Source organism: Streptomyces sp. NPDC127108 (assembly GCF_042677545.1).
In the GTDB taxonomy this organism is placed as follows: Bacteria; Actinomycetota; Actinomycetes; order Streptomycetales; family Streptomycetaceae; genus Streptomyces.
The window spans coordinates 73887-94731 of the sequence record NZ_JBHXTE010000028.1; the positions used below are offsets into that span (position 1 = coordinate 73887).

Sequence of the window (20845 nt, forward strand, 5' to 3'; positions counted from 1 at the left end):
GAGGAGGGGGTTCGACGGCGGGCGCGTGAGGAGGGGGTTCGACGGCGGGTGGGGCAGCAGGCCGTTCGGCAGGGCTTCAGGCACGGGTCGGCTCCTTCGAGGGCGCGGTGGGCGCGGTGGGCGTGGGCGCCGTCAGGGTCAGGAACACCTCGTCCAGGCTCGCCGTGCGCAGCGCGAAGCGCGCCACGTCCGTCCCCGTCGGGTCGAGTTCGTCTAGGAGCGCGCGTACGTGGCGTGCGGTGCCGTCGGTCGGGAGGCCCAGGGTGCGGGTGCGCGGGTCGCTGCGGGTGGCGTGCGGGGTCCGGGCGTGGACGCGGAGGTAGGCGTCGGACGTGGTCAGGGTGATGTCGAGGTGGTGGCCCGCGACACGGGACTTGAGCTCCGCCGTGGTGCCCTCCGCGACGATCACCCCGCCGTGCAGGACGGCGACCCGGTCGGCCAGTTGGTCGGCCTCCTCCAGGTACTGCGTGGTGAGGAACACCGTGGTGCCGCCCGCCGCCAGGTCCCCCACGACGTCCCACAACTCGCGGCGGCTGCGCGGGTCCAGGCCCGTCGTCGGCTCGTCCAGGAAGATCACCTCGGGTTCGCCGACGAGCCCGGCGGCGAGGTCGACGCGCCGCCGCATGCCGCCCGAGTACGTCCGGACCAGGCGGTCGCCCGCCTCGGACAGGCCGAAGCGGGCGAGGAGTTCGTCCGCCCTGGCGCGGGCGGCGGCCCGGCCGAGGCCCACGAGGCGCCCCATCATCCGTAGGTTCTCCGCGCCCGTCTGCGCCTCGTCGACCGCGGCGAACTGCCCGGTCAGGCTGATCGCGCGGCGCACCTCGCGGCGCCGCGCCCGGATGTCGTACCCGGCGACCCGCGCCGTGCCCGCGTCCGGCTCCGTGAGTGTGGCGAGGATCCGGACGGCGGTCGTCTTGCCCGCGCCGTTCGGGCCGAGGAGGGCGAAGACGGTGCCGGGCGGTACGCGCAGGTCGATGCCGCGGAGGACGGGGAGCGGGGGGTTGGAGCCGGTTCCTCCGTAGGACTTCGTGAGGCCGGTGGCCTCGATCGCGGCGGTGGTGGTGTCGGCGGTGGTGTCGGCGGCTTTGGTGGCTGCTGGCATCGCCCCTCCCAGGGGTGTGGACCCGTACTGCGTAAGGCATACGCACTACTGCGTAAGGGTTACGCAGAACTACGATGGCCGTCAAGCGAAGGCGCGCGGAGGGTGAGGAGGCCGGGGAGATGGCTGCGGACGGCGGCGGTGGCGCGGGTCTGTCCGGGGGGTCGGAGGCGGGGGGCCCGGCGGGCCCGGATGCGGGGGTGCCGGACGGCGTGGAGAGCGGCGCGGGAGGCGGCATGGGAGGCGGTGGGGAAAGCGGCGGCGAAAGCGGGCTGCCCGCGAGTCTCGAAACCGCCTGGGGCCTGCGCGAACGCCCCTCCAAGGGCCCCCGCCCCGGCCTCAGCCTCGACCGCATCGTCCGCGCCGGCATCGGCGTCGCGGCCGCCGAGGGCATCGGTGCCGTGTCGATGGGGCGCGTCGCCAAGGAACTGGGCGTCTCGACGATGTCCCTGTACCGGTACGTCTCCGCCAAGGACGAGCTGTACGTCCTGATGGAGGACGCCGCCATCGGCCCGCCGCCCCCCATGCCCGCCGACGTCACCGGCTGGCGCGCCGGTCTTGAGTGGTGGGCGCGCGCCCAGCGCGAGGTGTTCCACCGGAACCTGTGGCTCCTGCGGATCCCGGTCTCCTCGCCGCCCGCCTCGCCGCACTCGCTCCAGTGGATGGAGCGCGGGCTCGCCGCCCTGGCCGGCACCGGTCTGGACGAGGGCCGGAAGATCTCCGTGATCATGCTGATCGGCGGCTACGTGCGCAACGAGGCCACCCTGATGGCCGACCTGCACGCCGCCATGACCGCCCGCGGCCTCGCCCCCGCCGAGGTCATGCGCCGCTACGAGCGCACCGTCGACGCCCTCACCGCCCCCGACCCCGGCCGCTATCCCGCCCTGCGGCACCTCCTCGCCTCCGGCGCCCTCGGCGTACCGGACGAATCACCGGACGCGGAGTTCGGGTTCGGCCTCGGGTGCCTGCTCGACGGGGTGGAGGTCCTCGTCGGGTCCGGGGGCGGGGCTACGCGTACCGCGTGAGCCCCGAACTCAGCTGGCCGAAGGCCTGGTTCGCCGCGCGCACGGCGTCCGCGCGCACGTCCGCGACCGGCTCGCCCGCGGTCACGCGGCGCCAGTTCTCCAGGGCGAGGACACGCTGCGTCGCGAGGATCTGGGCGGCGGCCAGGCGTGCGGCCAAGGGGGCGACGGGGGTGGCAGGGGTGGCGGGGTCGGCTGGGTCGGCGGGGGCCGCCTCGGCCGTCGGTCCGGCCTCCGCCTCGCCCGGAGCCTCCATCGGCGCCTCCGTCAGTGCCTCCGCCAGCGCCCGCTCGGCCCGCTCCTGGTAGCCGTAGAGGCGTGCCACCAAGGACGGCGTGCCGTACAGGAGTTGGTGGAAGGCCAGGACCTCGGGTGCGTCGTTGAGGCCGGTCACCGGGTCGTTCCGGGTCAGGCCCGCCAGGAAGTGGGCGCGCAGCGCGGCCAGCGGGGAGAGGTCCCGCGGGCGCCCCGAGACGACCCGCGCCGCCTCGTCCTCGTGGTCGGCGAACCGGTGCAGGACCAGGTCCTCCTTGGTCGGGAAGTACCGGAACAGCGTCGGCTTGGAGATCTCCGCCGCCGCGGCCACCTCCGCGACCGACACCTTCTCGAAGCCGCGCTCCAGGAACAGCGCGATGGCCGCGTCGGAGACGGCCTCGTACGTCCGCCGCTTCTTGAGCTGCCGCAGGCCCGAGGGCTTCGTCTCGTCGTCCGTCATGCGCCGCAGCCTACCCCAGCGTGATGCTCGGTAATAAATGTTACTCGGTAACGTTTTCTTGTACGCTCGACGGCATGACGGCACCCGGCACCTCCCTCGACACCCCCGCCCCCGACGAGCCCCCCGCCCTCGACGCCGCCCTCGCGCGGGAGCGGCGGTACCACGACCGCTGCCGCGCCGCCCTCGCCGCGATGGTCGACGGCGCCCAGGAGCACGTCGTCACCGGCGAGCACGTCGCCGCGTCCGGGGCGGACGCCGAAGTGCTCGGCTACCAGCTCCGCAGCCGCGCCAAGGAGATGCGCGAACTCCCCGACGCCCCGCTGTTCTTCGGCGCCCTCGACTTCGACGCCGAGGCGGCCGAAGCGGGCGACCACCGCGGCCAGCGCTACCACGTCGGCCGTCTGCGCGTCACCGAGGACCCCGCGGCCCCGCCCCTGGTCGTCGACTGGCGCGCCCCCGTCTCGCGCGCCTTCTACCAGGCGGGCGTCCGCGACCCGCAGGGCGTCGCCGTACGCCGCCGCTTCGGCTGGGCGCCGGGCAGCGCGGGCGACTCGGCCGACCTGACGGGGCTCGAGGACGAGCACCTGACGGCGGGGGAGGACGGGCGCCCCACGGCCGAGGAGGGCGACCACCTCGCGGCCGAGGAGGGCGACGACCTCGCGGCGGCACAGCACGGGCCGGACGGCACCGCCTCCCGCAGCCGCATCCTCACCACCGAGATCGAGCGCCCCCGCGTCGGCCCCATGCGCGACATCGCCGCCACCATCCAGCCCGAGCAGGACGACCTGGTCCGGGCCGCGCTCACCGACTCCGTCTGCGTCCAGGGCGCCCCGGGCACCGGCAAGACGGCCGTCGGCCTGCACCGCGCCGCGTATCTGCTCTACACCCACCCGCAGCGGATCCGCCGCTCCGGCCTGCTCATCCTCGGCCCCAACCGCACCTTCCTGCGCTACATCGCCGAGGTCCTGCCCTCCCTCGGCGAGACCGGGGTGCGCCAGTCCACCGTCCGGGACGAGATCGCCCGGCAGCCGGTGCGGGGCGCGGACGGGCCCGAAGCGACGGTCGTCAAGCACGACGCCCGGATGGCCGAGGTGCTGCGGCGCGCGCTGTACGCCCGGGTGCGGCCCGGCGGCGCCGAGCCGCTCGCGGTGCCGGACGGCTCGTACCGCTGGCGGGTCCCCGCCGGTGACCTCGACCGGATCGTCGCGGACGTACGCGCGGAGGAACCGCCGTACGAGACCGGCCGTGAGCGCGTGCGCACCCGCGTCGTGCGCCACATCCAGGAGCAGGCCGAGCGGCGCGCGGGCCCCGTCAGCAACACCTGGCTGCAGAAGATCTCCCGCGCCAGGCCCGTCTCCGCCTTCGTCGACGCGGTGTGGCCGAAGACGCGGCCGGAGGAGGTGCTCGCCGAACTCCTGACGGACGCGGACGTGTTGGCGTCGGTGGCGGACGGGGTCCTCAGCGGCGCGGAGCAGCGGGCCATCGGCTGGGACCGGGCCCCGCGCTCGTACAAGTCCGCGAAGTGGTCGGACGCCGACCTCGTGCTGCTCGACGAACTCGCGGGCCTCGTCGAGCGGCCCGCGGGCTACGGCCACATCGTCGTCGACGAGGCGCAGGACCTCTCGCCCATGGAGTGCCGCGCCATCGCCCGCCGCGCCGGTTTCGGCTCGCTCACCGTGCTCGGCGACCTCGCCCAGGGCACCACGCCGTGGGCGGCCCGCGACTGGCCCGCGCTCCTCGCCCACCTGGGCAAGCCGGACACCCCCGTGACCCCGCTGACCACCGGATTCCGCGTCCCGCAGGTGATCGTCACCCTCGCCAACCGGCTGCTCGACGGGCTCGGCGTCGACGTGCCGCCCGCCCGGTCCCTGCGCGGGGACGGCGAACTCGCCGTGCACCGCGTCGACGGTGGCCGCGCCGTGGCCGCCGCCACCGTCGACGCGGTGCGCGGCGCGTCGGCCCACGAGGGCTCGGTCGGCGTCATCGCCGCCGACGCCGCCGTCCCCGGGGTTACGGCCGCGCTGACCGCCGCGGGCGTCGAGACGGCCGGACCCGACGAGCTGGGCGCCCGCGTCACCGTCGTGCCCGCCTCGGTCGCCAAGGGCCTGGAGTACGACCATGTGGTCGTCGTCGAACCGGCCGACATCGTGGCCGCGGAGGAACGCGGGGCGCACCGCCTGTACGTGGCCCTGACCAGGGCCGTCTCACGCCTCGACGTGGTGTGCGGGCGGGCGGTGCCCTGGGACACCACGGACACGGCCTAGGGCCCGCCCGACGGGTCGGCCGGGACGGCCCGCGTTCCGCCCTGCGGCCGTGGGGTCCGCCGGTTATGTTGACGCGATGGAGGACCACCCGGCATGAGCCCCCGCAACCCCCACTCCGACACCCTCACCGCGGCCGAAGGCGACGGGCGGTACGCCCTGCGGATGGAGCGGCGTCTGGCCCATGCGCCCGCGAAGGTCTGGGCCGCGCTCACGCGGCCCGAGCAGTTGGCGCACTGGTTCCCGTCGGAGGTGCGGGTGGAGTTGGTGCCGGGGGGTGCGGTGGAGTTCGTGTTTCCCGGGGAGGGCGAGGGGCCCGGGGAACCTGGTGGGTCTGGTGGGACCCGTGATGCCAGTGATGCCGGTGAGGCCGAGCCCGGTATGACCGGGGTGGTGACCGACGTCGACGAGCCCCGGCTGTTCGCCTTCACCTGGGGCGAGGACCACCTGCGCTGGGAGATCGCCCCGGACCCGGAGACCGGCGGCTCGCTGCTCACCCTCGTCCACACCTTCGACGACCGGTTCGGCGCGCCGAGCTTCGGCGCGGGCTGGCACCTGTGCGTCTCGGCGCTCGGCGCCCGTCTGGACGGGGACGCGCCCGGTCCCGCGCTGGACACGGTGGACAAGGGGGAGTTGCACGAGGCCTATCTGGAGCAGTTCGACCTGGGCGGCGGGGAGATCACCCGCGGCAGGACCGTGCGCTTCGAACGGCAGTTGGTACGGGACGCGGAGACCGTGTGGGCCGAGCTCACCCAGGGCACGGGCGTGACGGAGGGCCTGCTCGCACCCGCCGGTTTCGCCGCCGACGGGGTGCCCCCGGGCCCGGTCACGGAGGCGCGGGCCCCCGCGCTCTGCGCGTACGCGAGCCCGGCGGGCGGCTCGGTCAGGTGGGAGCTCGGGGCGGGTACGGGGTACGGGGCGCGGCTCGTCCTCACGCATACGGGGGCCGCGGACGCGAGGGCGGCGCTGGCGGCCTGGCACGCGCGGTTGGAGCTGTTGGCGGGGCGGCTGTTGGAGGGATAGCCCGGTGGTGGCGTGGTCGTCGCGTCGCCCCGTGTGGGTTTGCCGCTGTTCGGGCTGGCTGTCCGGGTCCCTCGTTCGCGCCGCCCCGTGCGGGTTCGCTGCCGTCACACCGAACCGTGCGGGTTCGCCGCCGTCCCCTCCGTGCTCAGGAGCACCACCGTCGCCCCGGCCCCGAGCCCCAGCTCCGCCCGGCGCTCCCGCGCCCCCGCCCCGGTCAGCGCCGCCCGCGCCCCCGCGAGCGCGGCCGCCCCGCACGGCCCCGACGACACCCCGAGCGCCCCCAACTCCCGGCCCGCCGCCAGCGCCTCGGCGTCGGGCACCGCCACCGCCGCGTCCAGGCCGTCCCGCAGCACCGGCCAGGCGAGGCCGGACAGCGTGCCGCAGTTCAGCCCGGCCATCACCGTCTCCCCGGCCGCCACGGTCACCGATTCGCCCCGCACCAGGCTGGCGAGCCCGGGGGCTGCCTCCGTCGGCTCCACGGCGAGCAGCGCCGGGCCGCGCGTACCCCGGCTCCGGTAGTGCGTGACGGCCGCCTGCGCCAGCGACCCCACCCCCACCGGCACGGCCACCAGGTCCGGCCCGCCGACGCCCGCCGCGGCCAACTGCTCGTCCACCTCGGCGAAAAGCGTGGAGTACCCCTCCACGATCCGCGCGGGCACCTCCTCGTACCCCTCCCACGCCGTGTCCTGCACCAGGACCGAGTCCTCGGCCCGCGCCGCCGCCGCGGCCTCCCGCACGGCCTGGTCGTAGTCCCCGGCGACCCGCGTCACCCATGCTCCCTCGCCCTCGATGGAGGCCGCCGCCCCGGGGTGCACCGCCTGCGACACGAACACATGGGCCTGCTGGCCCAGTTGACGCGCGATCCGGGCCACCGCGCGCCCGTGGTTGCCGTCCGTCGCCGTGACCAGCTCCACGGGCGTGTCCGACGTGCGCTCCGCGAGGACGCGGTCCACGGCCCAGGACGCGCCGAGCGCCTTGAACGCGGGCAGGCCGAGCCGCGCCGACTCGTCCTTGACGAAGACCCGTCCGACGCCCAACTCGGCGGCGAGGGAGGGCAGTTCGGTGAGGGGGGTGGGGGCGTACGCGGGGAGGGTGGCGTGGAAGGCGCGGACCTCGGCGGGCGCGGGGGAGCAGGTCCACTCGCGTGCGGCGGGGCGGGCGTACCAGACGGGCGAGGTGCCGGGGGTGCCAGGGGTGGCGGTGTCGGGGGACGTGGTGCGGGACTCGGTGGCGGGGCCGGTGTCAGTCATGGGGCAACCCTGCGGCGCCTCGCATCCTTCGGTCCAGCTCATCTTTCCGACGTATATTCATCGGTGGAACCGAACGGTTTGAGGGGCAGTCGCGAGGGAGCCCCGGCGAAATCCGAGGGGCAGTCGTGAGGGGCCCCGGCGAAAGGGGTGCCGCCGCCATGTACGACCTCCACCGCCTGCGCCTCCTGCGCGAGCTGAAGCACCGCGGCACCCTCGCGGCCGTCGCCGCCGCCCTCTCGTACAGCCCCTCGACCGTCTCCCAGCAGCTCTCGCAGCTGGAGGCCGAAGCGGGGGTGCCGCTGCTCGAACCGGTCGGACGGCGGGTGCGGCTCACCGCGCAGGCCGAGATCCTCGTCGCCCACACCGAGGCCGTCCTCGAACGCCTGGAGCGGGCCGAGGCCGACATCGCCGCGTCCCTGCCCGGCCTCACCGGGACGGTCCGCGTCGCCGCCTTCCAGACCGCCGCCCTCACGCTCGTCCCGGACGCGCTCACCCGGCTGCGCGCCGCCCACCCCGGACTGCGCCCGCACGTCACGCAGTTGGAGCCGGAGGCCGCCCTGCCCGCGCTGCTCGCCCGGGACTTCGACCTGGTCGTCGCGGAGGAGTACCCGGGCGTGGCCGGACCGAGGGACGAGGCGCTCGAACGGGCCGACCTGTGCGCGGACCCGATGCGGCTCGCCCTGCCCCGACCGGTCCCCGAGGGCGCCGACGCCGACGACCCGCGCGCGGCCCTGCGGGCGCTCGCCGGCCTCCCCTGGGTGATGGAGCCGGAGGGCGGCGCGGCCCGGCGCTGGGCGACGACGGTGTGCCGCGCCGCCGGGTTCGAGCCCGACGTGCGGTTCGAGTCACCCGACCTGCTGCTGCACCTGCGCCTCGTGGAGCGGGGCCACGCGGTCGCGCTGCTCCCGGACCTGGTGTGGCGCGGCGGGGAGCCGACGGTCGCGCTGCGGGCGCTGCCGCCGGGGCAGGGGGCGCGCACGCTCTTCACGGTCGTACGGCGTGGCCGGGGGCGGCATCCGGCGGTCGCCGCGGTCCGGGGCGCCCTGCGGGACGCGGCACGGACCGCGTAGCCCGTCGGGAACCCGCCCGGACTTGCACCATCTGCCCAACAGCCCGGCACCTCCAGCCCGCCCCGGAGAAGTTTTCAGCCCGTCCGGCGTTTGAGGACGAGGCGCGGAGCGCCGATTCGACGGAGGCCCGTCCCACCCGAAGGGGACACCCACCCCCGGGGTCCAGGGGCGAAGCCCCGGTTTCGGCGAAGGGGCGGGACTGGGGCGCCCCGCGAGGCCCACCCACCCCCTGGCGCCCCACCAGGCACCGCCATGGCACCGCGACGGCGCCACCCCCTCCCCGTACCCCCTCCCGCTCTCCGCCCGCGCCACACCTTGACGCCCTTCTGGCGTGCCGACGGCCACGTCTCGCAAACCGACACCCGAGAGGAATCCCCAGCTCACGTGGGTCATCGCAGGGTGATTCGACGCGCCGTGCACCGCATCTCACCGACCGTGGCACCACCTGGGTGCCAAGCAGGGTTGCATTGGCGCCATAGTGATGCCATGCTGGCGTCATGGACAGCACGGCTCCAGGGGCTGAGAACGCCGGCCCGCCGGAGTGACGCAGGACAACCCATCCGCCCGCTGCCACCAGCGGGTCCGCACACCTCAGCTCAGACAGGACGGCCATGCCTACTTTCGACACCCCCGAGCCCCTCTCCGCCCTCATCGAGTTCGAGATCGGCACCGCCCGCATCTCCGCCGGAAAGCGCCTCGACACCGTCGTGTCGGTGCTCCCGAGCGACGGCCGCGAGGACGTCGACGTGAAGGCCGCGGAGCAGGTCCAGGTCACGTGCAACAACGGCCGCCTGGTCGTCAAGGGCCCCAAGAAGCGCTCGCTGTTCGGCAAGGGCGGCTCGATCGAGGTCAGCGTCGAGCTGCCGGCCGGGTCGGACGTCCAGGGCCTCTCGCCCGCCGGTGTCTTCAGCACCGAAGGCCGCCTCGGCGACTGCCGGTTCGAGTCCGCCGCCGGTGACATCCACGTCGCGGAGGTCGGCGCCGCCTTCCTCCGGTCCGACCACGGCGACGTCCGCGTGGACCGCGCCACCGGCGACGTGGAGATCGACGCGGCGGGCCGCATCGACCTCGGCAACATCGCGGGCGCCGCCAACATCCGCAACCGCAAGGGCGACACCACCCTCGGCGAGGTCACCGGCGAGCTGCGCGTCAACTCCTCCAACGGCCGCATCGCCGTCGGCGTCGCCCACGCCGGAGTCGATGCCAAGTCGGACAACGGCACCATCAAGCTCGGCGAGGTGGCCCGCGGCCAGATCACCCTCCAGACCGCCGACGGCGACCTGGAGGTCGGCATCCGCGAGTCCAGCGCCGCCTGGCTCGAGGTGAACTCCCAGGCGGGCACGGTCCACAACTCGATCGGTTCGACCGACGGCCCCGGCCCGGACGCGGAGACCGTCCAGGTCCGCGCCCGCACCGGCCTCGGCGACATCGTGATCCGCCGCGCCTGACCGCACCCGCACACGCAAGGGCTCGTGACACGCAGAGACCGGCCTCGCATCAACTACGGAAAGAAGAAGGAGGCGGCACGATGACTGCCACCACCGGTTTGACCGCCCCGCCGAAGGGGATCACCGCCCAGGGGCTGCGCAAGTCGTACGGCGAGAAGGTCGTACTCGACGGGATCGACCTGCAGGTCTCTGAGGGCACGATCTTCGCCCTGCTGGGCCCGAACGGCGCTGGCAAGACCACCACCGTCCAGATCCTCTCCACCCTCATCTCGGCCGACGGCGGGGACGCCCGGGTGGCGGGACACGAGCTGGCACAGGACCCGGACGCCGTCCGCAGCTCCATCGGCGTCACCGGGCAGTTCGCCGCCGTCGACGGCCTGCTCACCGCCGAGGAGAACCTCTTCCTCATCGCCGATCTGCTGCACCTCGACAAGGCCGAGGGCAGGCGCCGCGCCGCCGAACTCCTGGCCCGCTTCGACCTCACGGACGTCGCGAAGAAGTCCGCGTCGGAGTTCTCCGGCGGTATGCGCCGCAAGCTGGACCTGGCGATGACCCTGGTCGGCAGGCCCAGCATCATCTTCCTTGACGAGCCGACGACGGGTCTGGACCCGCGCAGCCGCCGCACGATGTGGGACATGATCCGCGACCTCGTCGCCCACGGCACCACCATCTTCCTGACCACGCAGTACCTGGAAGAGGCCGACCAGCTCGCCGACCGCATCGCGGTCCTCGACGGCGGCAAGATCGTGGCCGAGGGCACCGCGGACGAGCTGAAGCGCCGCATCCCCGGCGGCCACATCAAGCTCCAGTTCAACGACATGCAGCACATGAACGCCGCCGCCCACCGCCTCGCGCTCTCCACCGTCACCCGTGACGACGAGACGCTGAGCCTGCAGATCCCCAGCGACGGCTCCATCCCCGCCCTGCGCGCGGTGCTCGACGTACTCGAAGGCGCCGGCATCCATGCCGAGGCGCTGACGGTGCACACCCCCGATCTCGACGACGTGTTCCTGGCCCTGACGGGTCAGGGCCGTAAGTCCACCTCTGACGTGAACAGCGCGACCGCTGTGAAGGAGGCTCAGCGATGAGCACCAACTCGTATGCCGTGCGTGACTCGATGACGATGCTGCGCCGCAACCTCAAGCACGCGCAGCGCTATCCGTCGATGACGATCTCGGTCGTCGCGATGCCGATCCTGATGCTGCTGCTGTTCGTGTACGTCTTCGGCGGGGCGCTGGGCGGCGGCATCGACATCCCCGGGGTCGGCGGGGGCGGGGACCGCGGTGACTACACCAACTACGTCACGCCCGGCATCCTGCTGATGGCGATCACCTCGGGGGCGGTGTCCACGGCGGTGGCGGTGTGCTCGGACATGACCGAGGGCATCATCAACCGGTTCCGCACGATGGCGATCTCTCGGGCCTCGGTGCTGGTCGGGCATGTGGTGGGCAATGTGGTGCAGACGCTGATCAGCCTGGTCCTGGTCATCGGTGTGGCGCTTGCGGTGGGCTTCAGGCCGAACGCGAATGTGGTGGAGTGGGTGGCCGCGATCGGTCTGCTGGTCTTCCTGGCCTTCGCGCTGGCGTGGATCTCGGCGGCGATCGGTCTGGGCTCGGACAGTGTGGAGACGGCCTCGAACGCGCCGATGCCGCTGACGTTCCTGCCCTTCCTGGGCTCGGCGGTGGTGACGCCGGACTCGATGCCGGCGGGGATCCGCTGGTTCGCCGAGTACCAGCCCTTCACGCCGATGAACGAGACGCTGCGCGGTCTGATGCTGGGCACCGAGATCGGCAACGACGCCTGGATCGCCCTGGGCTGGCTCTTCGGCCTGTCGATCCTGGGCTACCTGTGGGCCAAGGCCTCCTTCAACAAGGACGCCAAGCGGTAGGAGCGACGCTCCCCCTGAACTGAGGGTCTCGGAGTCGGCGGACTCCGAGACCCTCTCCTTGTGCCCCGCGTCCGGGGGTGACGGGCCCTCAGCGCCGCACCGGCCGCCCCGGCAGCGCCCCCGCCACCACCTCCCCGTCCGCCACCACCGGCGTCCCGCCGACCAGCACATGGGCGAACCCCGCCGACGGCAGGGTGCTTTCGGCGTACGTGGCCCGGTCGCCGACCGTCGCGAGGTCGAAGGCGACGAGGTCGGCGTCGCAGCCGACCTGGACGCGCCCCTTGTGGCGCAGCGCGGGCACGCCTGACTCCAGGACGCGCGCGGGCAGCAGTGTGGCGCGGCCGACGGCGTCGAGGAGGCCGAGGGCGCCGAGTTCGCGTACGTAGCGGCGCAGCATCCTCGCGAACGTGCCCGCGGTGCGCGGGTGCGTGACCGCGGCGCCCGGCGGCAGCGGCCACGCCAGCGGGTCCGGCGCCGGGCCGGTCCAGGTCAGCGGCATCGCGTCGGAGCCGACGACCGTCGAGGGGTGCAGCAGGGCCCGGTCGATGAACGCCCGGTCGTGCGCGTCGGTCTCGTCGAGGAAGTGCAGGACGGCGAGGGCACCCGGGTCGGCGGCGCGCAGCTCGCGCAGCCGGTCGGTGTCGCGGATCCGCTCGCCCGTCGCCGCGAGGACGACGTCGGTGACGTCGAGCCCGGCCGCGGGAAGCAGCTCCGGCGCGAGGAACGCGGCGCCGACGGCGGTCATGCCCGCGCCGTACGGATAGGCCTCCGTGGAGACCCGGCCGCCCTCGGCCCGGGTCCGGTCCATGAGGGCGAGCACCCGGTCGGTGTGCCGCCGGGACGTCGACGTCACATGGCAGTAGTGCGCGTGCACACCGGTCTCGCCCGCCGCCCGCGCGATCTCCTCGGCGCCGTCGACGGGGACGTCCGCGACGTGCTCGACGAGGCTGCGGGCGTGCGTGAAGGTCGGAAGGCCCGCGAGCGCGGCGACACGGGCCACGGCCAGGTACTCCTCGGGCCGGATCCGGGGCGCGTAGCCGACGATCAGGCCGATGCCGAGGGCGCCGTCGGCGAGGTCGCGGCGCAACAGTTCCAGCAGCGCGTCCTCCTGGGGCCGGGTGGCCTCGCGCTGCCAGGCGGCGTTGCCCAGGTGGTCCAGGGCGGCCGCGGCGCCGCCGCCGTGCGGGAGTGCACCGACGGCGGCCATGCGGGCCTGGGCCCAGGAGGCGGAGAAGCCGTAGTTGAGCGGTCGGCCCTCGACGGCGGCCTGCCGGTAGGCCTCCGCGACGGGGGAGAGGCCGAGCTCCAGTTCCAGGGCCGTCGTCACCCCGTCGAGAGCCTGCAGACGATGGCCTGCCACGGTGTGCGAGTGGCTGTGCAGATCGATGAAGCCCGGGGCGACGACCAGACCCGTCACATCGAGCGTCCGGCGTGCGGCCAGGCGCCACGGCGGTTGCGCGGAGGCCTCGGGCGCGGGGGCGTCCGGGGCCGTGGGCGACACCGCCGAGATCGTCCCCGCGGTCACGGCCACGTCGGCGATCGCGTCGAGCCCGGACTCCGGATCGAGGACCCGGCCCCCGCGCAGGACCAGATCGTGGAGATGTCCGGGCGGTGCGGCGGCAGAAGTCATGGAGCCACGCTAGGGCCTCACGGCAGCCCCTTCCCCCTCGTCTCCCAGCCGCGTTTCGAGCGGGGGATGCTTCATCCAAGGACACCGGAGTCTCACGAGCGACCGGAAAGCCGCCAACGGATCAGGGGGCGAAATGACCTTTCCCTGCGCGACGGTTGACGAAAAGATGTCGTACAGAAGAAGTATGAGGAAACGACAGGTGTCTGAATCGTGGCGCGTGTCGGGACGCGCGGGGGGTACTGAGGGCTCATGCGAGTGAGCGTGCTTGATGTCGGATCGCGCACGGTGCGCCTCGTGGTGGCGGACGCCGCGGGCGGCGCGCCGCTGCCCGTGCACACCGCGAAGTGGCGGCTGCGCCTGTCCGAGCGGGTGGAGCCCGGCGGACCACTGGACGAGGAAGCCGTGCGGCACCTCGTGCGCGCCGTCGACGAGGCCGCGGTGACGGCCGAGCGGTGGGGGGCCGACGCGCCGTTGGCCTTCGCGACCGCGGTCGTGCGGGACGCGCCGAACCGCCTCGACGTGCTGCACGCCGTCCGGGCGAGCACCGGCGTCGGCCTCTGCACGCTGCCCGGTGAGCTGGAGGCGGAGCTGACGTTCCTCGGCGCGCGGCGGTGGCTGGGCTGGCAGGCGGGGCCGCTCGTCCTGTTCGACATCGGCGGCGGCTCGCTGGAGGTGGCGTTCGGACGCGGGCGGCTGCCGGACTTCGTGGCGAGCCTGCCGCTCGGCGCGAACCGGCTGACGCACGAGTTCCTGCACGAGGCGGACCCGCCGTCGCCGCAGGCACTCAAGGCGCTGCGGCGCCGGGTGCGCCATCAGCTGCGGGACGTGGCCGCGCGGATCCGCTGGGAGGGGCCGCGCTCGGCCGTCGCCACCTCGCGGACGTTCCAGCAGCTGGCGCGGCTGACCGGTGAAGTGCCCGGCCGCCATGGCCTGTTCGCCTCCCGGCGCCTTGAGCGGTCCGCGCTGCGCCGGGCCAGGGACCAGCTCGCGCTGCTGTCCGCGGCCGACCGCGCCCTGCTTCCGGGGATCTCGGTGCCGCGGGCGGCCCAGAGCCTGGCCGGGGCGGTCGTCGGGCACACGGCCATGAAGCTCATGGGCGTCAAGTCGGCGGACATCTGCCCCTGGGCGGTGCGGGAGGGCATCCTGCTGCGCCACATCGAGGAGGGCGCCCAGTGGTGGGCGGGCGTGACGAGGGAGCTCACGGACGGCGAGAGCCGCCGTCGGACGGGGCGGATGTCGCTGCGGGTCGCCTCGTCCTGACCCGCGCCTAGTCCGGACCACCCGCGTCCGGACCAGCCCTCGTCCTGACCCGCGCCGCGTCCCGGCGTGCGGTGCACGTTCCGGCTGTCGGCGCCGGAACGCGCACCGGGCTCAGGTCGCGGTCCTGCTGAGGCCACCCGCGCGGGCGCCCTTCCCGGACCGCTTGGCGCCGCCGTTCCCGTTCCCGCTGTCGTTCCCGTTCCCGTTGCCCTGCTCGTGCCCGTGCGCGCCGCCCGTCGCGGTCACCGCCACCGGCCCTTCGGCACGCGCCTCCGCCTTCAACCGGTCCCGCATCTGCAGGTACTTGGCGTTCATCTCGTCGACGGCGATGAACTTGTTCACCCCGCGCTCGCTGACCTTCGGCTCCTGGCGCGCCATGATGTCGTTGTCCTGCCGGTCCTGGACGTACTGCTCCATCATCAGCGAGAGCCGCAGGACCAGCGGCCGCAACGGCTTGAGGGGCACCATCCACTTGAGCAGCGGATACTCGTAGAGGCGCATGATCGCCTGGGTGTGGTGCTCGTCGATGGGCACGAGCCAGGTCGTGACCTCCAGGAGACCCTGGCGCACGTGCGTCATGCACGGGGCCTGGTAGATGAGGTCGAAGTGCCAGGTGTTGTCGGGGTTTCCCTCCTCGCACTGGTCGAAGGTGTTGCGGATGATCGTGCCGTCGACGTCCACGCGATGGTTGACGATCTTGTTGGCGGCGATGTAGCGCTCCCGGCCGTCCGTCCATAGCTTCTTCCAACTGCCGTACATGAACGTGTAGTCGATGATGTTCGCCCAGTGGTCCCGGTGCACGAACGTCACGTGGTAGAACTCGAGCAGGCTCTCGATGTAGCGCGTGTAGTGGACCGGGCGGCTGAAGGTGATGGTCTCGTACGGCCGCGGGTGCTCGGCGAGTTCATGGGGCAGCTCGATGTCCGGCAACTGCGCCCGCTTGTCGCCCCACCACAGCCACACCAGGTCGTACTTCTCCCGCACCTCGTAGGTGTCGACCCGCAACGACGCCGGGATGCGGCCTTCCGAGCCGAGCGCGGGCACCAGCCTGCACATGCCGTCGGTGCCGAACCGGAAGCCGTGGTACGGGCAGGCCACCGAGTTGCCCACCAGGCGGCCTTCGGAGAGGTTCGCGCCCTTGTGGGGGCAGCGCGCGGACTGGCAGACGAGCCTGCCGCGCAGGTCGCGCCAGAGCACCAGCTCCTCGCCCATGCGGCGCACGCCGGTCGGCGCGTCACGTTTGATGTCTTCGGTCCGCAGAATCGGATACCACTGATTCGGGATCATCTGGAACTTCCTGCCTTCCTCGGGTGCTTCCTGCCTTCCTCGGGTGGTCCGGAGCGCTCAGCCCTCCACGACCTCGACGACCCCCGTGTCGCCGTCGACCATGACCATGTCGCCGGTGTTGATCACCTGTGTGGCGTGCTTGGTGTTGACCACCGAGGGCACGTTGAACTCCCGGGACACGATGGAGCTGTGCGAGAGCATCGAGCCGATGTCGGTGACCACGCCGCCCGCGATGGCGAACAGCGGCGTCCAGGACGCGTCCGTGTGCCGGGTCACGAGGATCTCGCCCGCCTGGAACTCGTCGGCCTGCCACACCAGGTCCTCGACGATGCGGGCCCGGCCGACGATCCGTCCCGGGCTCGAACCGAGCCCGTCCAGGCGCGCCCCGTCCTTCACGGGCCGCACCGCGCGGGTGCCGTCGTGCTCGCCGACGAAGGTGAGGGGCGGCTCCGGCAGCCGGTTGTGGTACTCGTGCACGCGCCGCCGCTCCTCGATCGCGGCCCGCGCGAACGCCTCGCGCGCGGGCAGCTCACCGGCCAGATAGCGGCGTACGTCCGCGAAGTCGAGGAACGCGACCTCGTCCAGGGAGTGCAGCACACCCTCGTCGACCAGGCGCCGCCCCACCTCGTACACGACATTCCTGACCAGCCAGATCGACGTGATCATCGACATCCGGGTGGCCTCGCGCAGCTCGCTGCACAGGGCGTACATCGAGATGACGCCCTCGATGGTCGTGCGCCTAGGCAGCGGCAGCTTCTTCAGGACCTCCCGGACGTCGCCCTCCTGGCGGGCACGGCTGCGGCCCATGATGTCGTCGGCGGTGAAGCCGTCGGCGGCGTAGCGGCGGATCATCTGGAACACGTACGACGGGTCGTCGATCCAGCGCTGATGGGTGAGCTCCATCTCCTGGCGGCCCCGGGTGCCGTTGGCGCGCAGGAACGGTTCCAACTGCGCCTGCCAGAACGACTCGCCGTCGGGGTCGGCGCGCAGCCGGTCCGCGACCTCGTCGAGGGGCGCCGCCTCGATGATCTCCATGACCCGGGGCCTGGCCTTCGCGGCCTGCGCGACGCTCCAGATCTCCTGCGCCGACGCCACCGTGCGCAGACTGGACATGTCCGTCTTGATGCGGTTCTGCAGATTGTCGCCCGCGGCGCCGAGCCACTTGGCGCACAGCTCGGTCAGGATGCCGTAGAACCCGAACGCGTTGATGTAGTACGGCATGTAGCCGACGTGCGCGTCGTGGAAGTAGTCCAGATAGCGGCCGAGTTCGGCGTGCAGCTCGCGGCGGCCCATGCGGGTGAGGTCGAGGCGCCGGGCGCGATCGAACTCGTAGAGGCGGCTTTCGGCCATGTCGCGGGCGCGGCCCTTCATCACCAGCATCTCGCCCGCCGTGGCCCGCAGCCAGTGCGTCGTCGAGAGCAGGTCCTCCAGGCCGCCGGGGAACGTCCCGAAGGGGTTCTCGTACGTTGCCAGGTCCACCTCCTCGCTGACGAAGCGGCGGGTGAAGTGGCGCTGGTCGCGGGTGGGCAGGGCCTGGCCGAGCAGATACGCGGTGTAGGAGATGTTCAGGTAGACGTGGCCCTGGAAGAAGCCCATGTGCAGGCCGACGTCGCCGGTGTCGCGGACGCCGAGCGCCGCCGCGCAGTCGCCGTGGACGTGGTCCTGGTAGTGCCGGGCGAAGCTCAGGCCGAGCGGGGACATCAGGCCGACGAAGATCTCCCCGATGTCCATCCGCGACCACAGGGTGCCGTGCCGCACGGCGTCCGACTGCCGCTCCAACAGGCCCGGCAAATAGGGGCTGCGGGCGCCGTCGGAGACCTCGGGCCGGGGCCGGGTGGTGATCGGGCGGGCCTGGAGGAGGTACAGCGTGCCGTCGTGCAGAGCCCACTCGATGTCCTGCTCCGCGCCGTGGCCGTCCCGGATCTCCAGGGCGATCCGGGCGAGCGCCGCGAGCTGGTCCCGGGTCAGACAGGGCGCGTCCCGGTCGGCGGTGTCGACCTTCGTCATGCCGATGCGGCCGGGCGCGAGCGGCGCACACTTGGTGACCTTGTACCGCACGCGTTCCTCGACGACGTCGAGCGTACGGTCGTCCACCACGAAGAAGTCGCCGACGACCCTGCCCGACACCAGGCCCTCGCCGAGGCCGCAACAGGCCTCCACCACGAGCCGGTTGGGCCTGCCGCCGACCGGGTCGACCGTGAACAGCACCCCGCTGACGTCGGCGGGCACCATCTCCTGCACCACGACGGCCATGGCGCCCGCCGGGCCGTCCTCCGTGCGGTAGGCCGCCGCCCGGTCCGACCACAGCGAGGCCCAGCAGACCTTGACCGCGTCGAGGAGCGCCGCGTCGCCCGACACGTCGAGGACCGTGTCGTGCTGGCCGGCGAAGGACCGCTCGGCGGAGTCCTCGCGCGGCGCGGACGAGCGCACCGCGACCCGGGGGCGGCCCAGGTCCTCGTACGCCGTGAGGATCGTGCGGGCGACCGGCTCCGGGATGTCGCGGGCGAGCACCGACTCGCGGACGGCGAGGGCGGGTTCGCCGCGGGCCTCGGCGGCGCGGATCTCGGCGGCGAGGCCGCTCTCGCGCAGGAAGACGTCGAAGAGCCCGGTGGTGAGGCAGAACGCGGGCGGCACCGGGAGGCCCGCGGCGGTCAGTTCGTCGAGCCGGGCCGCCTTGCCGCCCAGTTCCCCGGGGGCGGCGGCGTGCGGGCGGCCGAGCACCGCCACGAGGTCGGCGTGCGGGGCGCGCGCCGGGGCCGGGGCGTCGGCGGGCTCGGCCGTGGCGGCCTCGTCGGTGGTCTCGGGGGCGGGCGCGGAACCATTGGCGGCGGAGTCGGTGGTCGCCTTCGTCGTCATGACGCGGTCTCCTCGGCGGTGGTGGGGGAGCCGGAGCGGGCCGGGGGCAGCGCGGCGGGCCCGGCCGCGGGGTTGGTGCCGACGAACGAGCGGAACGCCTGGCCGGGCAGCACCCGGGTGGCCCGCACCTCCTCGAAGCCCGCCTCCCGCAACTGGCCGAGCAGCTCGTCGGCCAGCGGCAGCGGGCCGCCGAAACCGGCGTACTCGAACCAGAGGTTGAGCACGTCGAGGCCCAGCGGACCGCCGCCCCGGCACGAGGAGGTGAGCAGCAGGGTGCCGCCGGGGGCGAGGAGGGAGCGGGCCCGGGCCAGGACCTCGGCGCGCTCCTCCTGCGGGAAGTAGTAGATGTTGTTGTGCAGCGTCACCACGTCGAACTGCGGTTGCAGGTCCAGCGTGCGCAGATCGCCCGCGCGGGTCTCGACGCGGTCGGCGAGGCCCCACTGCGCCATGTTCTTCGCGGCCTGCTCGGCGACCTCCGCCTGGAGGTCGACGGCCAGCGCCGTCAGGCGCGGGTTGAGCCCGGCCGCGTACCGGACGTACTCGCCGCTGCCGCAGCCGACCTCCAGGAGGCGCACCGGCGCGGTGCGCGGCAGCGTCCGGCTGATCGCCTCCTCCACGAAGCCGCGCACCACGAGCGTGGAGCGGGCGATGACCAGGCCGTCCTGGTCGGAGAGATCGAAGCGGCTGCCGTCCTTGAGCATCCGCGGCGCGTCGCGCAGCGCGGGCACGTGGAAGCGCAGGAGCTCTTCGAGGGCTCCGGCGACGGCGTCGTTGCCGACCTGCGCGAGCGCCTTGGCGGTGCGGCTGCGCAGGCGGTAGCAGCCCTCGCTCCGGTCGAGCTCGCCGAGCCGCACGCCGATGTCCAGCCAGGCGCGCAGCCGTTGCCGGTCGTCGGGCCCGCTCTCCAGGTGCTCGGCCAGGCTCTCCAGGTCGCACGGGCGTGCCGCCAGGCACCCGAGGACGCCGGAGCCCGCCGCCGCGGCCAGGAACGACGCCCGGTACAGGGGCGTGAACAGCGTCCGGTTGAGGACGAGAAGCAGCGGAAGGCGGGGGTCGGCGACGATCCGCGCCATCGCGGCGAGATCCGTGAACGGCTCCTGTGCCCGGTCCTTGACGGCCCTGGCCAGCCTCAGTAGGTCCATGAGGGTTCCCTCTCCTCGGCGGTACGGGTGAGTTCGGCGCGCAGCTCACGAAGGAGCGGAAGCCGTGCGGGTCCGGTCAGGTAGAAGTGGCCGCCCGCCACCCTGCGGTGCAGCAGCGAGGCGCTGGTGTACGTCCGCCAGGCGTCGACGCGGTCCGGCGGCGCCACCGGGTCGTGGGCGGCGGAGAACGCCGTCATCGGGCAGTCGAGCGGGCGCCGCGGCCGCCAGCGGTAGCGGGCGCAGAGCGTGAGGTCGGCGCGCAGCACCGGCAGCCTGCGCTCCAGGTAGGAGCCGCCCACCCGGTCGTCGGAGTCCAGGGCGCCGAGGTCGCGCACGAGGCGGCGCAGGTCGTCGTCGCCGAGCGCCTGGTCGTCGGGGCCGCCGTACAGGTGCGGGGCCCTGCTGCCGGACACGAACAGGTGCGAGGGGCCGGGGCGTGCGCGCGCCCGCAGTTCGCAGGCGACCTCGTAGGCCAGGAGCGCCCCCATGCTGTGCCCGAACAGGGCGTGGTCGCCGACGTGTCCGGCCGCCACGAGCGCGTCGGTCACATCGCGGGCCAGCGGCGCCATGTCGGTGTACGGCTCCTCCCCGAGCCGCAGGCCGCGCCCCGGAAGCAGCACCGGTACGACGCGCACGCCGGGGCCGAGCAGGTCCGGCCAGTCGCGGTACACGGACGGGGTGCCGCCCGCGTAGCTGAAGCAGATCAGGCGGGGGCGGGGGTCGGACGCGTCCGGCGCGGGCGCGGGGGTGGCTCCGGCGTCGGGCCCGGCGCCGGGCTCGGCCTCGGCTCCCGGCGGGGGCCCGAAACCGGGGCCCGCGAACCAGGATCGGGCCGATGCCTGCGGCCGTTCGGTGAGGTGCACGGCGGATTCCTCTCGAGCTCGGGTCGGCCGG

16 protein-coding genes are annotated in these 20845 nt (G+C 73.7%); 8 read left to right on the plus strand and 8 right to left on the minus strand.

Going from position 1 to position 20845, the window contains the following annotated elements:
• Positions 1-76: 76 nt before the first annotated feature.
• Positions 77-1102, minus strand: a complete 1026-nt coding sequence (locus ACFVHO_RS24080) for an ATP-binding cassette domain-containing protein (protein WP_385718137.1) — start codon at positions 1100-1102, stop codon at positions 77-79.
• Between the two features lie 233 nt (positions 1103-1335).
• Between ACFVHO_RS24080 and ACFVHO_RS24085 the strand changes: the two genes are divergently transcribed.
• The gene (locus ACFVHO_RS24085) at positions 1336-2124 is read left to right on the plus strand and encodes a TetR/AcrR family transcriptional regulator (protein WP_385718271.1); all 789 of its coding nucleotides are present in this window, start codon (positions 1336-1338) and stop codon (positions 2122-2124) included.
• Here ACFVHO_RS24085 and ACFVHO_RS24090 read toward each other — a convergent pair.
• Positions 2108-2836, minus strand: coding sequence for a TetR/AcrR family transcriptional regulator (locus ACFVHO_RS24090; protein WP_385718140.1), 729 nt, complete (start codon positions 2834-2836; stop codon positions 2108-2110). The two genes, ACFVHO_RS24085 and ACFVHO_RS24090, sit on opposite strands and share 17 nt — an antisense overlap.
• Before the next feature lie 74 nt (positions 2837-2910).
• On the opposite strand from ACFVHO_RS24090, the gene ACFVHO_RS24095 reads away from it, so the two are divergent.
• Both ACFVHO_RS24095 and ACFVHO_RS24100 read left to right on the plus strand, forming a co-directional pair.
• On the plus strand, positions 2911-5100 hold the full coding sequence (locus tag ACFVHO_RS24095) for a HelD family protein (protein WP_385718143.1): 2190 nt from the start codon (positions 2911-2913) through the stop codon (positions 5098-5100).
• A 93-nt stretch (positions 5101-5193) separates the two neighbouring features.
• Entirely contained in the window at positions 5194-6120 is a 927-nt protein-coding gene (locus tag ACFVHO_RS24100) for an SRPBCC family protein (protein WP_385718146.1), read from the plus strand.
• Between the two features lie 104 nt (positions 6121-6224).
• Here the strand turns inward: ACFVHO_RS24100 and ACFVHO_RS24105 are convergent, their stop codons facing one another.
• Positions 6225-7370: a diaminopropionate ammonia-lyase gene (locus tag ACFVHO_RS24105; protein WP_385718149.1), complete on the minus strand. Its 1146-nt coding sequence runs from the start codon at positions 7368-7370 to the stop codon at positions 6225-6227.
• A 158-nt stretch (positions 7371-7528) separates the two neighbouring features.
• On the opposite strand from ACFVHO_RS24105, the gene ACFVHO_RS24110 reads away from it, so the two are divergent.
• The 4 genes from ACFVHO_RS24110 (at position 7529) to ACFVHO_RS24125 (ending at position 11776) form a co-directional block, all read left to right on the plus strand.
• Positions 7529-8440: a LysR substrate-binding domain-containing protein gene (locus ACFVHO_RS24110; protein WP_385718152.1), complete on the plus strand. Its 912-nt coding sequence runs from the start codon at positions 7529-7531 to the stop codon at positions 8438-8440.
• Positions 8441-9051: 611 nt separating this feature from the next.
• Complete coding sequence (locus ACFVHO_RS24115) at positions 9052-9888, plus strand: DUF4097 domain-containing protein (RefSeq protein WP_385718155.1); 837 nt, start codon at positions 9052-9054, stop codon at positions 9886-9888.
• 80 nt (positions 9889-9968) lie between these two features.
• On the plus strand, positions 9969-10976 hold the full coding sequence (locus ACFVHO_RS24120) for an ATP-binding cassette domain-containing protein (protein WP_385718158.1): 1008 nt from the start codon (positions 9969-9971) through the stop codon (positions 10974-10976).
• Positions 10973-11776 (plus strand): ABC transporter permease, encoded by an 804-nt coding sequence (locus tag ACFVHO_RS24125; protein WP_385718160.1) that lies wholly within the window; start codon positions 10973-10975, stop codon positions 11774-11776. Before ACFVHO_RS24120 ends, ACFVHO_RS24125 begins: the two co-directional genes overlap by 4 nt.
• Positions 11777-11864: 88 nt before the next feature.
• On the opposite strand, the gene ACFVHO_RS24130 is transcribed toward ACFVHO_RS24125, so the two are convergent.
• A complete protein-coding gene (locus tag ACFVHO_RS24130; RefSeq protein WP_385718162.1) occupies positions 11865-13406 on the minus strand; it encodes an amidohydrolase family protein in 1542 nt (513 codons plus the stop codon).
• A gap of 249 nt (positions 13407-13655) precedes the next feature.
• On the opposite strand from ACFVHO_RS24130, the gene ACFVHO_RS24135 reads away from it, so the two are divergent.
• Positions 13656-14666 (plus strand): Ppx/GppA family phosphatase, encoded by a 1011-nt coding sequence (locus ACFVHO_RS24135; RefSeq protein WP_385718165.1) that lies wholly within the window; start codon positions 13656-13658, stop codon positions 14664-14666.
• A 111-nt stretch (positions 14667-14777) separates the two neighbouring features.
• On the opposite strand, the gene ACFVHO_RS24140 is transcribed toward ACFVHO_RS24135, so the two are convergent.
• The 4 genes from ACFVHO_RS24140 to ACFVHO_RS24155 are packed head-to-tail and all read right to left on the minus strand — an operon-like array spanning position 14778 to position 20814.
• Positions 14778-15953 (minus strand): Rieske 2Fe-2S domain-containing protein, encoded by a 1176-nt coding sequence (locus ACFVHO_RS24140; RefSeq protein ID WP_385718167.1) that lies wholly within the window; start codon positions 15951-15953, stop codon positions 14778-14780.
• A gap of 57 nt (positions 15954-16010) precedes the next feature.
• Entirely contained in the window at positions 16011-18809 is a 2799-nt protein-coding gene (locus ACFVHO_RS24145) for a PEP/pyruvate-binding domain-containing protein (protein WP_385718170.1), read from the minus strand.
• Positions 18806-19951 carry an SAM-dependent methyltransferase gene (locus tag ACFVHO_RS24150; protein WP_385718172.1) on the minus strand — a complete coding sequence of 382 codons (1146 nt, stop codon included), beginning with the start codon at positions 19949-19951 and terminating at the stop codon, positions 18806-18808. The genes ACFVHO_RS24145 and ACFVHO_RS24150 overlap by 4 nt, the downstream gene beginning before the upstream one ends.
• Positions 19939-20814: a thioesterase II family protein gene (locus tag ACFVHO_RS24155; protein WP_385718174.1), complete on the minus strand. Its 876-nt coding sequence runs from the start codon at positions 20812-20814 to the stop codon at positions 19939-19941. Before ACFVHO_RS24155 ends, ACFVHO_RS24150 begins: the two co-directional genes overlap by 13 nt.
• Between the last annotated feature and the right edge of the window lie 31 nt (positions 20815-20845).